This is a genomic window from Pedobacter nutrimenti, from assembly GCF_032678445.1.
GTDB classification, from domain to species: Bacteria; Bacteroidota; Bacteroidia; order Sphingobacteriales; family Sphingobacteriaceae; genus Pedobacter; species Pedobacter nutrimenti_A.
Map to the genome: position 1 here is coordinate 39,742 of NZ_JAVTSQ010000002.1, position 19,984 is coordinate 59,725.

The 19,984-nt window shown below is 41.6% G+C and carries 17 protein-coding genes; 8 read left to right on the top strand and 9 right to left on the bottom strand.

The annotated features are described in order from the left end of the window. The first annotated feature begins 7 nt into the window (after positions 1-7). Positions 8-1,642: a discoidin domain-containing protein gene (locus R2S08_RS02885; RefSeq protein WP_316833788.1), complete on the top strand. Its 1,635-nt coding sequence runs from the start codon at positions 8-10 to the stop codon at positions 1,640-1,642. Between the two features lie 45 nt (positions 1,643-1,687). On the opposite strand, the gene R2S08_RS02890 is transcribed toward R2S08_RS02885, so the two are convergent. Next, positions 1,688-3,217, bottom strand: coding sequence for an alpha/beta hydrolase-fold protein (locus R2S08_RS02890; RefSeq protein WP_316833789.1), 1,530 nt, complete (start codon positions 3,215-3,217; stop codon positions 1,688-1,690). Positions 3,218-3,694: 477 nt separating this feature from the next. On the opposite strand from R2S08_RS02890, the gene R2S08_RS02895 reads away from it, so the two are divergent. The 3 genes from R2S08_RS02895 to R2S08_RS02905 are packed head-to-tail and all read left to right on the top strand — an operon-like array spanning position 3,695 to position 4,693. Continuing rightward, positions 3,695-3,862 carry a hypothetical protein gene (locus tag R2S08_RS02895; protein ID WP_316833790.1) on the top strand — a complete coding sequence of 56 codons (168 nt, stop codon included), beginning with the start codon at positions 3,695-3,697 and terminating at the stop codon, positions 3,860-3,862. Between the two features lie 7 nt (positions 3,863-3,869). Continuing rightward, positions 3,870-4,493: a hypothetical protein gene (locus tag R2S08_RS02900; RefSeq protein WP_316833791.1), complete on the top strand. Its 624-nt coding sequence runs from the start codon at positions 3,870-3,872 to the stop codon at positions 4,491-4,493. After that, positions 4,490-4,693, top strand: a complete 204-nt coding sequence (locus R2S08_RS02905; RefSeq protein ID WP_316833792.1) for a hypothetical protein — start codon at positions 4,490-4,492, stop codon at positions 4,691-4,693. Before R2S08_RS02900 ends, R2S08_RS02905 begins: the two co-directional genes overlap by 4 nt. 5 nt (positions 4,694-4,698) lie before the next feature. On the opposite strand, the gene R2S08_RS02910 is transcribed toward R2S08_RS02905, so the two are convergent. Beyond that, positions 4,699-5,538, bottom strand: coding sequence for a hypothetical protein (locus tag R2S08_RS02910; protein WP_316833793.1), 840 nt, complete (start codon positions 5,536-5,538; stop codon positions 4,699-4,701). 103 nt (positions 5,539-5,641) lie between these two features. On the opposite strand from R2S08_RS02910, the gene R2S08_RS02915 reads away from it, so the two are divergent. After that, positions 5,642-6,838 carry an ATP-binding protein gene (locus R2S08_RS02915; protein WP_316833794.1) on the top strand — a complete coding sequence of 399 codons (1,197 nt, stop codon included), beginning with the start codon at positions 5,642-5,644 and terminating at the stop codon, positions 6,836-6,838. Here the strand turns inward: R2S08_RS02915 and R2S08_RS02920 are convergent. Further along, positions 6,818-7,729, bottom strand: coding sequence for an AraC family transcriptional regulator (locus R2S08_RS02920; protein ID WP_316833795.1), 912 nt, complete (start codon positions 7,727-7,729; stop codon positions 6,818-6,820). The two genes, R2S08_RS02915 and R2S08_RS02920, sit on opposite strands and share 21 nt — an antisense overlap. Before the next feature lie 115 nt (positions 7,730-7,844). On the opposite strand from R2S08_RS02920, the gene R2S08_RS02925 reads away from it, so the two are divergent. Genes R2S08_RS02925 through R2S08_RS02935 form a run of 3 tightly spaced genes read left to right on the top strand, consistent with a single transcriptional unit; the run spans position 7,845 to position 13,576 of the window. Then, positions 7,845-8,858, top strand: coding sequence for an aldose epimerase family protein (locus tag R2S08_RS02925; RefSeq protein WP_316833796.1), 1,014 nt, complete (start codon positions 7,845-7,847; stop codon positions 8,856-8,858). Next, on the top strand, positions 8,855-10,204 hold the full coding sequence (locus R2S08_RS02930; protein ID WP_316833797.1) for a sugar porter family MFS transporter: 1,350 nt from the start codon (positions 8,855-8,857) through the stop codon (positions 10,202-10,204). The genes R2S08_RS02925 and R2S08_RS02930 overlap by 4 nt, the downstream gene beginning before the upstream one ends. A gap of 51 nt (positions 10,205-10,255) precedes the next feature. Then, on the top strand, positions 10,256-13,576 hold the full coding sequence (locus tag R2S08_RS02935; protein WP_316833798.1) for a DUF5107 domain-containing protein: 3,321 nt from the start codon (positions 10,256-10,258) through the stop codon (positions 13,574-13,576). Here the strand turns inward: R2S08_RS02935 and R2S08_RS02940 are convergent, their stop codons facing one another. The 6 genes from R2S08_RS02940 to R2S08_RS02965 all read right to left on the bottom strand — a co-directional run bounded on the left by R2S08_RS02940 (position 13,577) and on the right by R2S08_RS02965 (position 19,978). Beyond that, a complete protein-coding gene (locus tag R2S08_RS02940; protein ID WP_316833799.1) occupies positions 13,577-14,155 on the bottom strand; it encodes an RNA polymerase sigma-70 factor in 579 nt (192 codons plus the stop codon). 351 nt (positions 14,156-14,506) lie between these two features. After that, positions 14,507-15,439, bottom strand: coding sequence for a hypothetical protein (locus R2S08_RS02945; RefSeq protein WP_316833800.1), 933 nt, complete (start codon positions 15,437-15,439; stop codon positions 14,507-14,509). A gap of 111 nt (positions 15,440-15,550) precedes the next feature. After that, positions 15,551-16,939, bottom strand: coding sequence for an exopolysaccharide biosynthesis polyprenyl glycosylphosphotransferase (locus tag R2S08_RS02950; RefSeq protein ID WP_316833801.1), 1,389 nt, complete (start codon positions 16,937-16,939; stop codon positions 15,551-15,553). A gap of 102 nt (positions 16,940-17,041) precedes the next feature. Beyond that, on the bottom strand, positions 17,042-18,250 hold the full coding sequence (locus tag R2S08_RS02955; protein ID WP_316833802.1) for a WcaI family glycosyltransferase: 1,209 nt from the start codon (positions 18,248-18,250) through the stop codon (positions 17,042-17,044). Next, positions 18,247-18,813: a WcaF family extracellular polysaccharide biosynthesis acetyltransferase gene (locus R2S08_RS02960; protein WP_133779403.1), complete on the bottom strand. Its 567-nt coding sequence runs from the start codon at positions 18,811-18,813 to the stop codon at positions 18,247-18,249. Before R2S08_RS02960 ends, R2S08_RS02955 begins: the two co-directional genes overlap by 4 nt. Next, positions 18,800-19,978 carry a glycosyltransferase gene (locus tag R2S08_RS02965; protein WP_316833803.1) on the bottom strand — a complete coding sequence of 393 codons (1,179 nt, stop codon included), beginning with the start codon at positions 19,976-19,978 and terminating at the stop codon, positions 18,800-18,802. The genes R2S08_RS02960 and R2S08_RS02965 overlap by 14 nt, the downstream gene beginning before the upstream one ends. Positions 19,979-19,984: the final 6 nt, after the last annotated feature.

Genomic DNA, 19,984 nt, shown 5'->3' on the forward strand with positions numbered 1-19,984 from the left:
AATACCTATGAAGAAAATTGTTAGTTTATTATTGATGAGCAGTCTGGCGGTTTCCGCTTGTAAGAAGGAAATTGTTCAGTCTGCTCCCAATGCAGTTAAGGCCGAAAGCACGGCCACGGGTCCCTCAGTTTCAGGGCCAACGCCCGGTACATTTACATCGGATAAAGCCAGGAACCTGAACCTCGTGTATTTTGTACCAAATGATGTAAGCCCGGTTGCCAATTATCAAAGCCGCTTAAGTGCATTGATGATCTGGACCCAGGACTGGTATAAAAATCAAATGAACTTGAATGGTTATTCCAACAAAACTTTTGGAATGTATGTGGATGCCAACAGAACAAACGTCAAAATCATTACGATTTATGGTACCAAAGGCAAAGCGGATTACTCTTACGATACAGGTGCGAATAATGTGAAGAGCGAAGTCAATAGTTATTTTTCTGCGCATCCGGAGGATAAAACCAGCGACCACTTCTTAATTATTTTGCCCCGTTACCTGATTAAATCTGATGGCAACCCAAGTGGTGGTCCCTTTTTTGGTACGGGCACCTGGTGTTACGCACTGGATTATGAAGAAATGGACGTTGCCAATTTGGGTAAAACAGACGCTCTGGGAAATCGCTTTAGCGTTTGGTTTGGTGGAATGGTGCACGAACTTGGACATGGATTGAATTTGCCGCACAATTGCCAGAAGGTTTCTGAAAATAACGATCCAAATAAAGGGATGGCACTCATGTGGGCTGGAAATGGAACCTTAGGTAAGTCTCCTACTTTTTTAACCGCAGCTGATGCAGCCACTTTAAATGCAAATCAGATTTTTAATAACGACAGTAAAACCTATTATGGAACTGTAAGCGCTGGCATAACGAAGATACACGCCCAATATTCTTCTTCTAAACAGGCCATTGTGCTTTCAGGGCGTTTTAAAACGGATACCAAAGTGAACAGCATTTTGTACTATAATGATCCTGACGTAAACAACGAAGGAAGAGGCGTAAACCACGATTACAATGCGGTAACCTGGGAGTCTAAGACCATAGGAACAGACAGCTTTTATGTAGAAATGCCCGTGAGTGAATTTAAGTACAAAGATGGCAATCCCTATGAATTAAGGGTCCGCCTGGTTCATGAAAATGGAACAATCAGCCAGAGTTCCTATGACTATGCATTTGTCAATAATATTCCGGTGCTCAGCTTTTCCAGCAGAAATGAATTGAGCAAATTGGGTTGGTTGGTTGCTTCATTCAGCTCGGAGGAAACCTCGGGCGAAGGACCAATCAATGGCAGGGCGAATGCCGTAATTGATGACAATCCATCTACCTACTGGCACTCCCGCTGGTCTGGAACAGCGGCCTCCTACCCTCATGAAATCGTTATTGACATGGCGGCTCAAAAGACTTTACAAGGAATCAGTTTAACGCAAAGAAGCGGTTTACAGAGAGCGGTTAAAGACTTTGAAATCCTGACGAGCACCAATGGAACAACTTTTACCTCCGAAGGTAATTTTGTTGCCGCAAACTCCAATGGTCCTCAATACTTTAACTTCACAAGCACTAAAACCGTACGTTATTTTAAAATCATTGCTAAGTCTGCCTATGATGGATTGCAATTTGCATCCCTTGCAGAACTAGGCGCCTTCTAATTGCAGTGGCCCCAGAATTCAGCTAATTTTGGGGCCACTTTATACTTAAGGCTTTTTTCCGTACTGTTGTTCAACCGGAATCTGGACCACATTCTTCGTCGTCATCGCGCTTGGCGCCATATAAGTACAGTTCAACTTAGAATCCGGGTTTTTATGAAAATATTCTATCCGGAATGGATAAAATCCCTTTGACATCGGCAATATACAAGAGTAACCCTTCCGGGTAGAACCTTCATCCCAGGTAAGCATCAGCTTATGATCGATATAAAGCTTTGAACCCGTGTCTGCCGCGAAGAAAAACAGGTAATAGCCTTCTTCCTTACTTTCGAACACCCCATCAATAACTAAGGCATAATTGTTTTTACGAGGCAACTTTTCAGGATCAAAATTTTTATCTGTAATTCCTGTTTTTACCGGTTTTAAGTTTTTCAGATCAGGCATCTTCTCCCAATTGCCTTCATAATACGCATAGTTAAAACCTCCTTGTTGCAAATTACCCGGATTGGGACTGGCTGCACGCATCTTTTCTGTCGTAAAAATGCCTTTAGTGAGCTGATCATACCGGCTCCTGTTGCCAAAGGACTTATAGGTCACTGCTGCAGGTCCGGTTACCTTAATTTCAAAATGAGATTTTGGCGAGGACAAGGTAGGAACCGTTCCGTCAATCGTATAATGCACCTGGTTCGTATCGCCTAAAAATATAATAGGAAAGGGTTTATTTTTCAGCACAATACCACTCATCGGATGGATCTGGATATTATTGGTCAGCCCCTGATAAGTAAACCTCAAACCATCATAGCTGCTTTTCATCCGCACAGAACTATGGGTTTCATCCGTATATACATTCAGTTTCCATTTAAGGCTTGCAGGTGCTGCCTTTTTCAAAATCGTTTCCAGCGTATCGATTCTCATATCTCTAAGCGCATCTTGCCGTCCAGCGATAAAAAGCGTCCTGTTCTGATCGGACAACGCAGGCAGTTTGTTCACCGCCATTTTAGCGACATAAGAATTGTCCCACCACATGCTGGGATCAACCGCGATATAAGATTTAAAAAGATCGGGTTCGTTTAACAGCGTATAAACCACAAACATCGCGCTCAGAGAATGACCCCAAAGCGTATTATCCCCATTGGAAGGATAATTTTTATTCACATAAGGAATCAGCTCATTTTTGATAAAGCCCAAGAACTTATCCCCGTCTCCAGAGCCTTTCCAGCTGTCCATATGCGTAGGCGTTAGTTCCTTGTTCCGGTCTATCCCCATCACACTCACAATAATCGTTGACGGCATAAAACCCTCACCTTCCACAAACTTCTGCACGTTTTTGACCAAACCGGTATTCCAGTTGCCCCCGTCCAGCACATACAGAACATCATACTTATCCGCACTACCTGGCTTATAATCCGCAGGCAAAAACACCTGTATCATCCGCTCCTGATTCAGTATAGTCGAATGCAAAGAATCCAGCTTACCCTTGGGGCCCGCATTTAGCACAGTATCCTGCGCATGAGCAACAGAAACGAAACAAAGCGTAATAAGGCAAAAAGCGACAAAAAAACGGAAACCTTTCTTCATTTGACCAGGATTTAAATAAGTTCTGAATATAAAACAGTTCTGACTATAAACAAGCATTAACTAAATCTATACCCGCCCATATGACGCAGCATTACCCCGGTATGTTACACGCTATATATTCACTAAGTTATTAAAGTAACAACCGAGAAAAGCTCGGTTGTTGATTAAAGCCCTTTAGCCCACTCTCAAATAAAACCAAAACATTTCCAATTCATAACGAACCAGTTCAGGGTTACTTTTTGATTAAAATTTCATCATAAAGTAATACTATCTGATTAAAATCTCATCACAAAGTAAACAGGAACTGATAATAGGGCTTCAAACATCCATTAATCAGCGCACAATAAAAACTAAAACAATAAAATATTTCCTATGATTTTTTATTTATTTCTTTTGATTATACAAAACCAAAGATATAACTTTGTAATAAATGCTTACTAGAGTAAGCTAATTTTATTTATGTAAATTTGTTTGAATATGAGATCAAAGGAGAATAAAGCTATGACCGATGCGCTTGCAAAACAGCGTAAAGAGATTACATCTTCTAAAGAAGCAGCAAAAGCATTATTAATGCAATTAGGCATTTATAAACTTCTTGTAGCAAAGAAATCAAAATTAAGTCAAAGGGACTTTTCCGCAGAATAACTAAAACATGTATTCATTAAGGCCAGGTTTGGTTATTGGTTTTCACGGCTGTGAAGAATCGGTAAGGAATGATATCATTTCAGGAAAAGCATCAATGAAACCTAGTGAAAACACTCATGATTGGCTTGGAAAAGGTTTCTATTTTTGGGAAAATAATTTCGAAAGAGCCCTTGACTTCGCAGAAAATCCCCCAGGCAAAAAACGCTATGAAAAGCCAGCCGTATTAGGTGCGGTTATTGACCTCCAGTATTGTCTGGATTTACTCGCGAAAGAATATCTAGAATGGGTTAAATCATCCTATAAAAACCTAAGTTTATCTGCGAAAGCAGCAGATATGACACTTCCTGTTAATCTTTCCGCTACAAGGACCAAAGATTTACTAATTAGAAACCTAGACTGCGCAGTTATTGAAAACTTACACTGCATGAGAACAATGAATAAGTTAGCTGCATTTGATTCTGCTAGAGGTGTCTTTGTCGAAGGCAATGAACTTTACCCTGGAGCAGGATTTAAAGATAAAAATCATATCCAAATATGCGTCAGAAATCCAAATTGTATCAAGGGATTCTTTTTACCAAGGAAAGAGTTTAAGTGGAAAACATCATCCGAACGATTCTACTTCAATCAATGAAAAACAAAGCAGCTAAAATCTATTTAGGAAATTATAAAGGACAGGTTAGCTCCGAGGTTAAAGACCGTGGCAATGACCCTTACTTTGTAAAAAAGGCTGAAGGAGCTTTCGAAACTTTAAACCGGGTGGGTTTACCAAAAGATTTATTAGAAGTTCGTACCGAGCCTATAAAGAAAGAAGATTCTAATAGCTCTATATAGTTACTTCATAAGGAAAACCTCTTATCACCAATCGGAATCCGGATAAAAAGAACTTTAAACATCTGGGCAACAATTTCGTCAGATAGTTCCAGTTGACCAGAAAGAAACAGGTTCATCTGCTCTTCACCCCCATCTATAGCAGGTAAATCTGTAGGTTTCATCGTATACATTTCCAATCTATCTTTAACGATTTCAAAATTATGGAGCACAGGAAACTTCAGTTTATGATTTTCAAATTCCCTGATCAACGGAAGTAAAGTCAACAACTCCTCAAATTCAGGCGTATCGGGTTCTGCTACAAAAATCTCTAATGCCCTCGACAATGCTTCTTCATACTCTTCTTCGCTCTGAAAACCTTCTCCTTCAGACAATGCAGGCACCGCATAAATAGCAACAGGATCTCGTTTTTTTTCCCTCACTGTTGAAATTCCGCCTTCTATAGTCGTAAAGGTAAATGATTCCATTTCCGGATCCGTGTAGGGCGCTGGCGAAGGCGCAGTTACCGTCACCGTGGTAGAAGCAGTTCTGGTTACAGCATTCGGATATTTTTTTAAGCTCTCCTTGATCTCACGATCCGTCTCTATTTTAAGTTCCGCTTCATTTCCTACCCATGTAATTATTTCCGTTATTGTATCATAATTTAGAATACATTTACCCGAATACGCTCCAGTTCCAATTCCAAACCAACCATTTCCGCTCCCACTAAGGGGCTTTCCCTCATGGTCAAGAGAGTCCCTTCTCCCTTGCTGGTATGGAAATTCTTTGAGCCAGGCTAACAAGGGTATCCGGGCTTCAGGGTGTTTTTCTATATAACTGGCTATTTTATTTGTTGCGATCAGGTTCATAAGCGTTAATTAAATTATCCCTAATTTATGAAATCATATCATCAAACAAAAACGTATCACAGAAGAAACACTTTGTTTATATTTTTGTACCTTTGACGATACGATGGAATCATTAATAAACAAATTTAGACGTCTGATTAATAACCATTCTACTCCATTTAGAAGAGGTTTAAGCTATAAGATTAATTGGGATGCAAGAGGAATTTGCATAGAAGGAGCCCGGGGCACAGGTAAATCTACAATGATGCTTCAACATATAAAGATGAATTTACCTCTAGATCAAACTTTATACGTATCTCTGGATGACTTATACTTCAGAAAAAATAACCTGGTAGAAGTCGCAGAAAAATTTTACGAACTCGGCGGGCGATATCTGTTTCTAGACGAGGTACATAAATATGAAGATTGGCAAACTGCCGTAAAAAATATTTATGATTTTTTACCCGAAATGAAATTAGTTGTGTCCGGATCTTCAATTCTTGCCTTGCAACAATCCAGGGCAGATCTAAGCCGACGAATGCTCCATTATCATTTACCAGAGCTTTCATTCAGAGAGTTTCTTTCGTTGAAATACGCGATGGACTTACCTTTATATAGTCTTGAAGCCATTATTGATGGCCACAGCGCAATTGCAGGTCAAATACAAAAGGAACTTAAATCTCCATTAAAATATATTAAGGAGTACTTTTCTTATGGAGCATATCCTTTCTTTATCGAGGGTGAGAATGACTATTTCATGAGAATTAATCAGTTAATCAATGTAATCATAGATTATGACTTGCCTGAAGCAAAAGCAATAGAGGTATCCACCTTAGCCAAACTCAAAAAACTACTTTATATCATTTCTACCTCTGTTCCCTTTAAACCGAATATCTCTAAACTGGCCGAACAAGTAGATACTTCAAGAAGCAGGCTGTTAGAAATGTTACATATTTTAGAACAGTCACAGCTCATCCACAACCTCCGTGCATCTTCCCACGGCATAAGCCTAATGAATAAACCAGAAAAAATCTTCTTACATAATACCAGCCTGATTGCTGCTCTGGCGGAAGGAAAACCTGATATCGGCAATGTAAGGGAAACATTTTTCCTCTCTCAGGTTGAAAATTCCGGAGCAATTGTCACTTATCCAAAAGATGGTGATTTTTTAGTAAATGACAAGTATCTTTTTGAAATTGGGGGAAAGAACAAATCAAGTGAGCAAATAAAAGGTCACGAAAGTGCATTTGTGGTTTCCGATGATCTGGAGTATGGCTGGGGAAATAAAATTCCTCTATGGTTATTTGGTTTCTTGTACTAAGTCTTGTTTCTTCCTGTAAGCCGTCGGCGACACCCCCATCAAGCGGGTAAACATTCTGGTAAAATAATAAGGATCATGAATGCCCAGCGTGATGGCTACTTGTTTCACAGACATATCTGTAAATGACAAATACTGACAGGCATGCTGGATCTTTAAATGATTAAAATACTCTATGGGCGAGTAACCCGTTTTAGTCTTAAATATCGAAGAAAAATGAGAAACCGATAGTCTCGAAAACTCTGCAAGCTCAGATAGCGTAACAGAAGTCTGGATCCTCTCTTTCATAAACCCCACACTGCACTCCACAATATCCTCTTCAGCTTTATGATCGGGGCTAATGAATTTCCTTTCGTACATCAAAGAAGATAAAAAATGGGAAAAAGTCATACTGACATAACGCAAGGCATCACTGCTGTATCCCATTTCAAGCGTATGATAAATATCATCAAACAACGCAATCCGCTCTTCGTTATAAGCCAGTTTGGGCTGAAAATTAGCTACATTTTTTAAAATGAGTTCAACGATATATGCTGCCAGCTCACCTTTGAAGTGAATCCAATAAATTGTCCATGGTTTATGCTCGCTTGCCCCGTACCTGTGAGAAGAGTTTTTAGGGATCACTACAAATTCAGATGGTCCTATTTCTATTCTTTTTTTATTTATTTCCACCCAGCCATAACCTTCCAGGCAATAAATAAGGATGTGTTGCCCTATACCTGCATTGCGCTCCGCATAGTGAAACCGGGCTTTTGGATAATAGCCGATATCTGTAATGTGCAGTTGCCTGGTAATGGCATCATTGTTTAAAAAGTCATTGATAATCTTTTTGGGAAGCACAATAAGCTTCTGACCATTAAATCCCTCCCTTTTCCTAAAATCATTTGCTTTCATAACACAAACTTATAAGAATCAGAATAAAATCCATCATCTTCATAAAAACGGCTATTTTTTTTGAGCTGGTTTTGAGATAGGTTTACATTAACCAAGTATCCAGGCATGAACAGAAATGATGGTCAACAATAAAATCACGTATAAACACTGGGGAAACCATATCGGAAAGGATGTTTTTCTTTTTAAAATACAGAACCCAAATGGCGCCTTCGTTGAAATTACTAATTATGGGGCCACACTGGTTTCCATTGTAGTTCCCGATGCTTCCGGCAAGCTTGGGAACGTCATTTTGGGTTTTGACAGTTTCGAGGCTTATCTGGAAGATCATTCTTACATCGGTTCTACGATAGGACGCTTTGCCAACCGCATTGCAAATGCGCGTTTTGATATCGATGGAAAGGTCTTTAATCTGGAAAAGAATGATGGCGAAAATACAAACCACAGCGGGGCACACGGATTCCACTGCAGGGTATTCGATTTTAGTATCCAGAATGATGAACTTCATTTGCATTTAACCAGTCCGGATGGCGAGGGCGGTTATCCTGGCAATTTGAACTTCGGTGTGGCTTACTCTTTTTCTGAAGACAACCAGATCCAGATTCATTATACTGCAGAAACAGATCAAAAGACCTTTGTCAATTTCACCAATCATGCGTATTTCAATTTAAACAATGAAGCATCCGGAATATTTGACCACCAGTTAAAAATTGCCTCGAAGGCCGTTTTAGAAAGTACAGCAGATTATATTCCAACGGGTCAGATCATTCCCTCAGGTCCTGTAACCTTCAATGGCCAAACGGTTGGAGATTGCCTGGTTGATGCCAAGTTGAGGGGTTTCAATACCTTTTATGTGTTTGACCATTCCAGACAAGACAGTACAGTAGCGGTATTATCACATGCTGGTTCTGGCCGCCGGATGGAAATAAGTACTTCCTATCCGGGGCTCATGCTCTATACCGGTGATTACCTGGAACATTCCTATAAACCTTTTGATGGCTTGTGCCTGGAATGCCAGTTTTCCCCGGATAGCCCCAACCATCAACATTTTCCCTCCACCATACTTCAACCAGGAGAACAGTATAAACAATATATTCATCTCAAATTTGACACCCAAGACCAACCCATATGAGCGAAAAATCCATCACATTTAACAGCCGGTATATTATTGGCATCTCCTTCATATCTGCACTTGGTGGATATCTGTTCGGATTTGATTTTGCAGTAATCTCTGGCGCCCTCCCCTTTTTGCGGCCCCAATTTATGCTCGATTCCTTATGGGAAGGATTTCTGACAGGTTCTCTTGCCCTTGGTTGTATTGTGGGTTGCCTGATCGCGGGTAAACTTGCCGACAAATATGGAAGAAGGCCGGGTTTGATGCTTGCCGCAGTGATATTTGCAGTATCCTCTGTTGGAATTGCCTTGTCCTTTGGCTTATCCTTCTTTATCGTAATGAGGTTTATCGCGGGGATTGGAGTGGGCATGGCCTCCATGTTATGTCCTATGTACATCGCAGAAGTTTCTCCTGCAAAAGTTAGAGGAAGAAATGTCGCGATCAATCAGTTAACGGTAGTGATTGGAATATTAGTAACCAATATGGTCAATTATTCCCTGGCCGATACCGGGCCTGATGCCTGGAGATGGATGTTCGGTCTCGGGGCTATTCCTTCTACCATTTTTCTTGTGGGTGTAATCTGGTTGCCTGAAAGCCCAAGATGGTTATTGAAAGATGGCCAGCAGGAAAAGGCCAAACAGGTTCTAAATAAAATTGGTTCGACCTCTTTTGTAGAAACCACCTTAACTGCCATTCATAAATCACTGGAAGGCAGTCCTAAAAAACAAAATTACAAAGACGTGTTTGAGAAAAGTGTACGTCCGGCCGTAGTGGTCGGGGTTATTCTCGCCATATTTCAACAATTCTGCGGAATCAATGTGGTCTTCAATTATACCTCTACGATATTCGAATCTGTAGGCGCTGATTTAAACCGTCAGCTTTTTGAAACCATTGCCATTGGTGCGGTTAACCTCCTGTTTACCCTATTGGCCATGTGGCAGGTCGATAAACTTGGCCGCAGGCCTTTGATGCTTTTTGGCTCGCTGGGTTTGTCTGTGGTCTATATTATACTGGCCTTTCTTCTTCAAAATCATTACCCTGCCGGAATGGTCTCCATTTTCGTATTGCTGGCCATCAGTATGTATGCCATTTCCCTGGCGCCAGTAACCTGGGTATTAATCTCTGAGATCTTTCCCAATAAAATTCGTGGTGTAGCTTCATCGGTAGCCATTGTTTCGCTCTGGGGGGCATATTTCATCCTGGTATTTACTTTTCCAATACTGGCCGAAAAACTAGGCGCCTATGGTCCCTTCTATTTGTATGCAGTCATTTGTTTCCTGGGCTTCCTGTTCATCAAAAAAAGGGTAAAGGAAACCAAAGGCCAAACCCTGGAAGAACTTGAAGACAACCTGATCAGACATTAAAGGCAAAAACATCAACACAGAACAATTCTTACACAAATAAGTACACAAGGAATGGAACAATTATATGTAAACGTTTGGGAAGAAAAGGTAACCATACCCACTTACGGCATTGGCAAACCGGAGAAAAACCCTATGTTTTTTGAGAAACGGATTTATCAGGGCAGCAGTGGTGCGGTGTATCCAAATCCGGTTATTGAAAAGATTTTTGACGAAAAATCGGATAAGGAGTATACAGGCTTGTTCTTAGAGAACGAGTATCTTAAAATTATGATCTTACCTGAACTTGGCGGACGGATACAAATGGCCTACGATAAGATCAAACAAAGACATTTTATCTATTACAACCAGGTCATCAAACCAGCATTGGTGGGTTTAACAGGCCCCTGGATTTCAGGAGGCATAGAATTCAACTGGCCGCAGCACCACCGGCCAAGTACATTTGATCCGATAGACTATAAAATCGAAGAAAATGCCGACGGCAGCAAGACCGTTTGGGTAAATGAACTGGAGCAAATGTTTCATACCAAAGGTATGGCCGGCTTCACCCTGTATCCCGATAAAGCTTATATCGAAATCAAGGCAAAGTTATTCAACAGGTCAAATCTGCCGCAAACTTTTCTATGGTGGGCAAATCCTGCAGTAAAAGTAAACGATGATTATCAATCGGTTTTTCCACCAGATGTAAACGCAGTTTTTGATCACGGCAAGCGTGATGTGTCTACCTTTCCAATCGCTACGGGTACATACTATAAAGTAGATTATGCACCAGGTACAGACATTTCCAGGTATAAGAACATTCCCGTGCCAACCTCTTACATGGCGATAAATTCTGAATATGATTTTGTTGGTGGATACGAACACGACAGCCAGGCCGGATTGCTGCATGTGGCCAATCATCATGTTTCACCAGGCAAAAAACAATGGACATGGGGCCACAGTGACTTCGGCCAAGCCTGGGACAGGAACCTGACCGATGAAGATGGCCCGTACATAGAGTTAATGACGGGTATGTTTACAGACAATCAGCCTGATTTTACCTGGTTAATGCCAAATGAACAAAAGCAGTTCACCCAATATTTTATGCCGTACAGGGAATTGGGTGTGGTTAAAAACGCCAGCAAAGATATTCTCCTGGCCATCGACAAAAGCGGGGATAAAGTAACGCTTAAATTATATGTAACCTCGGTTCTGCAAGACATAGACATTAGCCTGAGTCATCATGGTACAAACTTGTTCAATGAACAGTCAAACCTTGACCCCAAAGCGGTTTATCTTAGAGAAATTACCATCGCCCCTTCTATAAATGAAGAGGAGCTTTTAGTCGTCCTGACTTCAAAGCAAGGCAAGGAATTACTCCGGTATGAGCCTGCAAAGAACAAGAAAAATGAAATACCTGAACCCGCAAAGCCGGCACTTCTTCCAGAAGATATAGACAGCAATGAGCAGCTTTTCTTAACCGGACAACATTTGGAGCAGTACCGTCATGCCACCTATAGTCCTGTTCCATACTATGAAAAAGCAATCGAAAGAGATCCTAAAGACATCCGCAGCAATAATGCACTTGGTTTGTGGTATTTAAGAAGGGGGCAATTTGCCAAAAGTGAGGCCTATTTTAGACGGGCAATTGAAACAAGTACGCAGCGAAACCCTAATCCATACGATAGTGAGCCCCATTACAATCTAGGGCTTTGTTTAAAGTATATGGGTAATCTGGAGGAGGCTTATAAATATTTTTATAAGTCTACCTGGAGCAATGCCTGGAAAGATACCGGGTATTTTGCTGTGGCCCAGATTGATCTATCCAGAAATGAACTGGAGCTTGCACTGGAACATATTCAACTGGCCATTGACCATAATGCCAACAACAGCAAGGCTTATGTTTTAAAAGCAGCTATCCTCCGCAAAAACGGCGATTTCGAACAGGCACTTTCCCTATGTAAAGATGCCTTAAAAAGAGATCCCTTTAACCTGGGTATATTATATGAGAGGCTTTTAATTTACCAAAAGTTAGATCAGGATACAGATGCTGCCACAGTTTTGAACGAGTTTTTAACTCTTTCCAGAGGATTGGCTCAAAATTATTTACCATATGCCATTGATTACGCCACAGCGGGTTTATTTGTAGAAGCTTCCACTATTTTGATCCATGCGCTTTTAGGAAAGGACACCAATCCGCTCGTCTATTATTATCTGGGCTGGTTTAGCCATGAGCTTGGAAACCGGGAAGAGGCGCAAACCTGGTTCCGGAAAGCCGCAGAAGCGGATTCTTATCTTTGCTTTCCAAACAGGCTGGAAGATATTAAAGTGTTAGAGCTTGCCATGGCCATCCATCCTTCGGATGCCAAAGCCCCCTATTACCTGGGCAATTTGTTTTATGACAAAAGGCAATATGAGGAAGCCGTGACCAACTGGACGCATTCCATGAATCTGGATGATACATTTCCAACCGTGATACGAAACCTCGGCATTGCGTATTTCAACAAATTGAATAATCCTGAAAAGGCCCTGCAGTGTTTTGAAAAAGCATTTGCCCTTGACCCATCAGATGCCCGCATTTTAATGGAACTGGACCAGTTGTACAAAAGATTAAACAGGAGTCCACAAACACGTCTACAGTTCTTAAATACCCATATAGAAGTGGCCAACCAAAGAGATGACCTCCACCTGGAGCGTATTGCTGCGCTTAATTTCTCTGGCGATTATGAAGGAGCTTTATCTTTAATCCTGGGCAGACAGTTTCACCCATGGGAAGGTGGAGAAGGAAAAGTATCCGGACAGTACAGGTATAGTCTTGTCCAGCTTGCTAAAAAAGCCATTACAGACGAAAGCTACGAACAGGCAATTACCTTCCTTGAACAAGCGCAGCACTATCCTGTTAACCTTGGCGAAGGAAAATTATTCGGTGCGCAGGAAAACGACATCTTTTACTGGCTGAGCTGTGCCCATCAGGGACTGAAACAAACCGATCTTGCAAACAACTATTTCATAAAAGCAACGATAGGTCTCGATGAACCCTCTGCAGCCCTGTTTTACAATGACCAGCAGCCTGATCAGATTTTTTACCAGGGGCTGGGATGGAGAAAGCTTGGCGAACAGGATAAGGCCGAAAATATCTTCAAAAAACTGATTGCCTATGGAGAAGAACATGGTAATGACGAAGTGAAGGTAGACTATTTTGCGGTATCCCTACCTAATCTGCTCCTATTTGAAGATGACTTATCCTTAAGAAATAAAGCACATTGTTATTTCATGCAAGGTTTGGGTTACATAGGTCTGGAAAAGCCAGCAGAAGCCAAAGCCTTTTTATCGAAGGTACTGGAACTGGATGCAGAACATCAGGGAGCGAAAACGCATCTGGAGATGTTGGTTTAATTATAATTTAAACCACAGCACCAGGTAAAGCATCAGCCCTAATCTGCTTCTTAAAAGTTTCAAGGCTCTTTTGATCTGCGTGCTTACCGTCTGTTCCGATATCCCCAACTGGGCCGCAATTTCTTTGTGGCTCAGATTGGATACCCGGCTCATTAGAAACACTTCCCTCATTTTCTCCGGCAGGCCTGCAATCTCCTTGTCAATAACAGATTGTAACTGCTTTTCCCTGATCGGGTAGTCTGTGGCGCCTTCCCAATCCTGGGCAAAACGACTCAAAGAAACAAAATACCTGGACTGGACATCTTTATGACCAACCAGATCCAGGACCTTGTGTCTGACGGCCATCATAAGATAGCCACCAAGATTGGTTTCTGGATTGATCTGTTCTCTTTTGGTCCAGAGTCCGGCGAATACATCCTGCACAATATCCCTGGCTTCTTCCCTATCCCTGATCTTCTTATAAACGTGAGAAAATAGCAGGCCTTTATATTTGGCAAAGATCTGGGCAAAAGCCGTGGTATCGCCTTGCTTTAAAAGTCCAGTTAATTCGCTGTCGCTAAGTGTGGTGTAAGAAGTCATTTGGTTAGCCGGTTATTTAAAGATACTCAATTATCCTCCAATGTTAAATAATATAATTCAATGTGAGGTAATTAAACATTTAACCTATTGGTAAATATATAACATATACAGAAAACAACCAAAACTTTGTTTTGCCAAAAAACTCAAAAAAATGAGTCATGATTTCCATCCGGTTTTTGCATTCCATGAACCATCGTTCTATATACCTCATGCTTTGTTCGGAGAATGCTCAAGGAAAGCTCCATAAGAGGGGGTTTCTATTGAACGAAGGATGAAGAAACGCAAATTTACTGAACAACGATACTGCTCTGAGGTATAATGGAGGTAGAACCAGAAGATAGAGTGTATTTACTAGATTTTGGCTAGCTTGATGGCATACCTGATTTTTTCATCCAGATCTCCGGCTGCTTGCTCCAGCATCCCTAAACATTCTTTTAGGTCCGTATCACCTGCTTTCAGTAATTCTACAAGCCCCAATATGCTCACCAGGGGCCCTCTGAGCTCATGGGATTGAATGTGGGCGATTTCCCTTAAGGATTCATTCTGTTGTATAATCACCTGCTCCTGTGCCTTGTGCTGAGAAATATTAGAGGCATTGATCAGCAAGCCTATAATTCTTTGTTCTGAATCCCGTACGGGATCATAACAGACTTCTAAGAAAATAGATTCTTCATCGTATTCGATTTCCTGTTCCATTCTCACCCTGTTTCCAAGTAAAGCTTTCTTACAGCTCAGATAGAACAGCTCCCGGGTTTGTGGTCTAAGCAAATCCAGCATATAAGCCCCCCGATAGATTTCAATGCCGCTTATGCTCCTAAAAAAGGCTGCACAGGTTTTATTATAATCCAGTATCTTGATGGCCGTATCGAGCAATAAATGAATACCTGATGAACTTTCAAAAAAAGCCCGTTGCTGTGTTTTTACTTCGTTGATCCGTTCCATTTCGAGGATTCTGACGATCTGCCGGCTCAGCAGTTCCATGGTTTCGATTTGTTTAGGAACCACTCTTCCGCGCTTGTTATCCATTACACTTAAAGTGCCGACAATAAAATCTCCGCCTGATATAATGGGTACGCTTGCGAATAACTTAACACCTTTTGGCCAAACTTCATTTTCAGGGATGCCGACCTGTGCTTTGATATAATCTTCTTCGCCACGACGCAAACTCAGACAAGCGAATTTAGTTTCGCATACTTCGGCACATAAAGCTACCAATCCCTGAATGTCCAGTTCATGATAGCGTTCCATTTGCTTCGTTATATCTGGTCTTTTACGTTGATTCATAGTCTTGCTTTTAGCGTTTAAAGCAATTCATAACAAATATAGTGGGCAGAGTATTTATTAGGTTATCTGCTCGGCTCAGTTCTTTACATTGAACAAACTGAACAAGTGATCCTAATAGGCATTATCTTCGCCCTTCATCAAATTAATGATGGTCATAAATACAACTTTCACATCAAACATGGCCGTCCAGTTCTCCAGGTAGTAAATATCCAGCTTTACCCGGTTTTCCATCGCCTGTCTGTCCTTGGTTTCTCCTCTGAACCCGTTTACTTGTGCCAGTCCGGTGATTCCTGGTTTTAAAAATTGGCGCACCATGTACTGGCTAATGATCTCTTTATATTCCTGTGTATGTTTCAGCATATGCGGACGGGGTCCAACCACACTCATATTCCCTATGAAAACATTAAAAAACTGCGGCAGTTCATCCATACTTGTACGCCTCAAAATTCTCCCTAAAGGTGTAATCCGGTCATCTTCTTTAGAAGCCTGGTATACATCAGACGTATCATTTACCTTCATACTCCTGAATTTATAACACCAGAAAGTTTCGTCATTCCTGCCTGTTCTTTTTTGTTTAAACAATACCGGCCCCTTACTTTGTAATTTAATCAGGATGGCCAGCAACGGGAACAACCAGCTCAAAATAAAAACGATCACCAGTGTACTGAACATCAGATCAAATAAGCGCTTCTTAAACCTGCTGCCCATTTCCTCCAGGGGTTCGTGTCTCAAAGTAATCATTGGAAACTCGCCGCCCAGATTGGTTACGGTATAAGGTGAACCCAGGGTCGCCTCAAAATCTGGTATGAACTTTAAACGTATACATTGGCGTTCGGCCTCCTCTATCAAGGGAACAACTTCTGGCATTCGTTCCAGTTTGACCGCAACATAAATATCCATTACGCCCAGGCAGGCCACTTCAGCCAGCCTGGAGGAAATGGCCCCTGCACCCGAACCAGCAGTACTATACATCAGATTGTCATCGCACACCGTACCATAAAAATGGATATTTTCCTGCTTTTTAAAATAGGCAGCGATGCGCTCCGCAGTCAGATTTGAGCCCATTACGGCTACTTTCTTTGCCATCTTAAACTTATCCATAAAACGATACTGGATCACAGTTCCCAAAAATCTGTTCAGGATGAATGAAAATGCCAGAATGGTATAGAAAACCACCAAAAAGGTTTTAGAAAAATTCATGTTCTTGGCCAACATCAGATAGGCGGTAAACAAAAGCATGTGCAAAGCAATACTTCTCCATGTACCGCGATATATACCTTCGAGCCTGCGGGTTCCGTTAAAATTGTACAATCCAAAAACGGCTGTGTTAAAGAGCCAGGTCAGATTACAGACTACGATATAGTGCTGAGACAATTCTGCAGATACGGTTTTACCCAACAATACGGTAATTTTAAACGCGACCAGATAAACCAGATTCAACATAATCAGGTCAGTGACCATTAATACGTACCGTAACAAGTAAATATATCGCGTCTGCATAAAATTTGTGCTCTTAGTACTGTGCCTCAAAGATTGCAAAAACTAATCCGTACAAGCCTTAAAGACTGATAATGAACAAAATGAATAATTACCTCTTATTCATTACCTGCTGAATATCTGATGCAAAATCTCATCTTTATTCAATGCTGTCGCTGCAAATTCTCTGGCTCTTTTCCTCTCCACAGTGTAATCCTTGCTGCAACAGTCTAAAATGGCATTTTTCAATTCAATTTCGTCTTCAGGCGGGATGACTACACCAATATTATGCTGGGTGATCACGTCATATAAAGAGGTGTCCGCATTTGCCGTAACCAGCACCAACCCTCCAACAGCCAAAATGGTTGTCAGTTTAGATGGCATCACTAAATCGCTTGCATCTTTTTTTTGCAGCACCAGGTGTACAGTTGCGATGTTTAAAAAGTCATTGAAGACCTCTTTTTTCTGTAAGGGAAAAAAGTACACGTTTTCAAGGTCATCTGCGGCTTGTATCAAATGATCTTTATAAGGCCCTGTACCGCAAATGAGCAAGCGGATCTTTGGATAGGACTGCAATTCTCTGGCTACCCGGATCAACGCATCCAGGCCTTGTTTTTCGCCGATGCTTCCAGAATACAGGACCAACTGATCTTCCGGCTGAAATCCCCAGCGGCTTTTCAATGAACCGGAATGCACAACCGGAAAATAAAGCGTTGTATCTACCCAGTTTGGAAACAGCATCACCTGCCGCTGAACTTTCGCGAGCAACTTCTTACGCATTCCTTCTGAAATGGTACTGACCAGATCTGATTTTTTTAAAATTCGCTTTTCCAAAGCAAATAAGATGGAAAAGATCCAATCTGGCTTCAGCATTTTCAGTTCTTTTGCTGCATCAATCTGCAGGTCCTGAATGTGATAATGTACAGGCGTGCCTCTAAAAAAACGATAGAACAAGCCTAAGAAACCAAGATGAAACGGCGGAGCAACGACCATGCACAGATCATATTTCTTTTTGAAAAGCAAGCGAAAAACAACAAAAAAAGCACTTAGGAAAAATGTTGCTTCATGAATCATTCTTTTCATACCACCAGGTTTGGCTGGAACATACAGCGGGCAACGATAAATGTTGAGCTGAGGGTTTAGGGATTCTTTGCGGTAAAAGAAATTCCGGTAGGGTTTTTCAACCTTCCAGTCCGGATAATAAGGAAAAGCAGTGATCATTGTCGTTTCGTAGCCATGATCTCCCAGCCATTCCAACATTTCTCCCGTGTAACGCCCGATTCCAGTCAGTTCAGGAAGACAATTGATGCCAATAACCAGTACACGTTTCTTCATGGGTTCCACCTTTCCTTTACAAATACGACCGGATTACCCTTATAAATGCCATTATCATCCAGGCTCTGTGACACCACTGCTCCTGCACAAACTACTGTATCCACACCTATGGTAATTCCAGGTCCAATAAAACAACCAGCGCCAATCCAGCATCCATCTTTTAAAGTGACCGGCCCGTTTTTATATTCCATGGTACTGATCTTATAATTGTGATTGCCTCCACAAATAAAGGCTCGCTGAGAAATACAAACGTTATTTCCGATACTAATGGGTTCAAAATTTAAGATACAAACTTCCTCTCCCAGCCAAACCGCCTCACCGATACTCAGTTTCCATGGAAAATGAATATTTACCCTGGGTTTAATGACCACATAGCGGTTTACTTTAGCCCCGAATAAGCGAAGCAACGCGGCTTTCCATGCGCTCGGAAATGGAAATGCACTTAAAAAAAAGACCATCTTGACCAGGTACCAGCAAATTTCCTTGAGTTTGGGTGCGCCTCTTGTCATGCCGATCCTAGGGTCGAAATCATGTAAATTCACCCTGGATTCAAGATCTTTCATAAGCTGGACCGATTAAAATGTGACTCAATATATTACCCGCACTATTTTCAGAATAATGCTTAGCATAGCAGCGGCCCGCATTAAACCCCATAGTTTCTCTCTTTTGTGGTTCTGTTTCCAGCCATTGTTCCAGTTGTTTGATCAGGCCTTCCAGGTTGTCTGCTCCGATGAGGCCTGCCCCTTCCATTTCTATTTCCTGGTAAATGTTAACCTGGTTGGAAATGAGCACTGGTTTACTGCAGGCCAGTGCCTCAACCACTGCAATACCAAAATTTTCCTGGTGGCTGGGCAGAACAAAAGCTTCGCAATTATAGAAAGCGCCCCATTTGGCCAGGCCTTCCAACATCCCGGAAAAATATATAGTGGTTGTTTTCTCTGCCAATTGCTGCATTTCTCTTCCATAAGGGCTATCCAATCCAGGCCCTGCAATCAGTAATGAAGGTAAATCCTGCCCGGATGAACACAGGTTCTGATAAGCCGTAATGAGCAAATCCAATCCTTTCTTAGGGTCAATCCTACTTAGGAACAAGAGATAAGGAATTCCTGCAAGTTCCGGACAGATCTTAAAAAAATGCATGCCCATATCCATCGTAAAAGCAGGTGGTTGCTGCACGCCTAAACCAATTACATGTTCTTTTTTGGGAAGATAGGGCTGGAAATTTTCTCCGGCCAGTTGTTTCTCCGTTTCGCAGGTAAACAATACACCATCGGCCGAGTTGACCAGTTGCTTTTCCGTAAATTTCCAAAACAAGAGATTCCTCAGGGCTTTTAACCTTCGGCCTTTTGCACGTTGAAAATAAGGGTCCAGCATACCATGGGGCATCACAAACAAACGGATCGATGCCGCCCGGGTCTTCTTCCAGGACTTGTATACGGCGAAACTTTGATACTGCCATAATCCATGGACCAGGATGCAGCCATAACGTTTCAAATTTCGGTTCAGCCAGGAGCGCAATTCTCCATGGTAATTCCAGGCTGTCCTTCCTTTTCCCAGGGCATAAATTTTAAAGCTATCCTCAAATAAGTAACTGGCATCAGCAGGGTCCAGGCAAACCACCTCATGTTGCAGGTCTGGGCTGGACGCATATCGGATCATATTTCTGACGGCTTGACTTAAGCCTCCAGCTTTTGGATCCAGGGTGGGTAAAACGTGTAAAACTAACATAGGTAG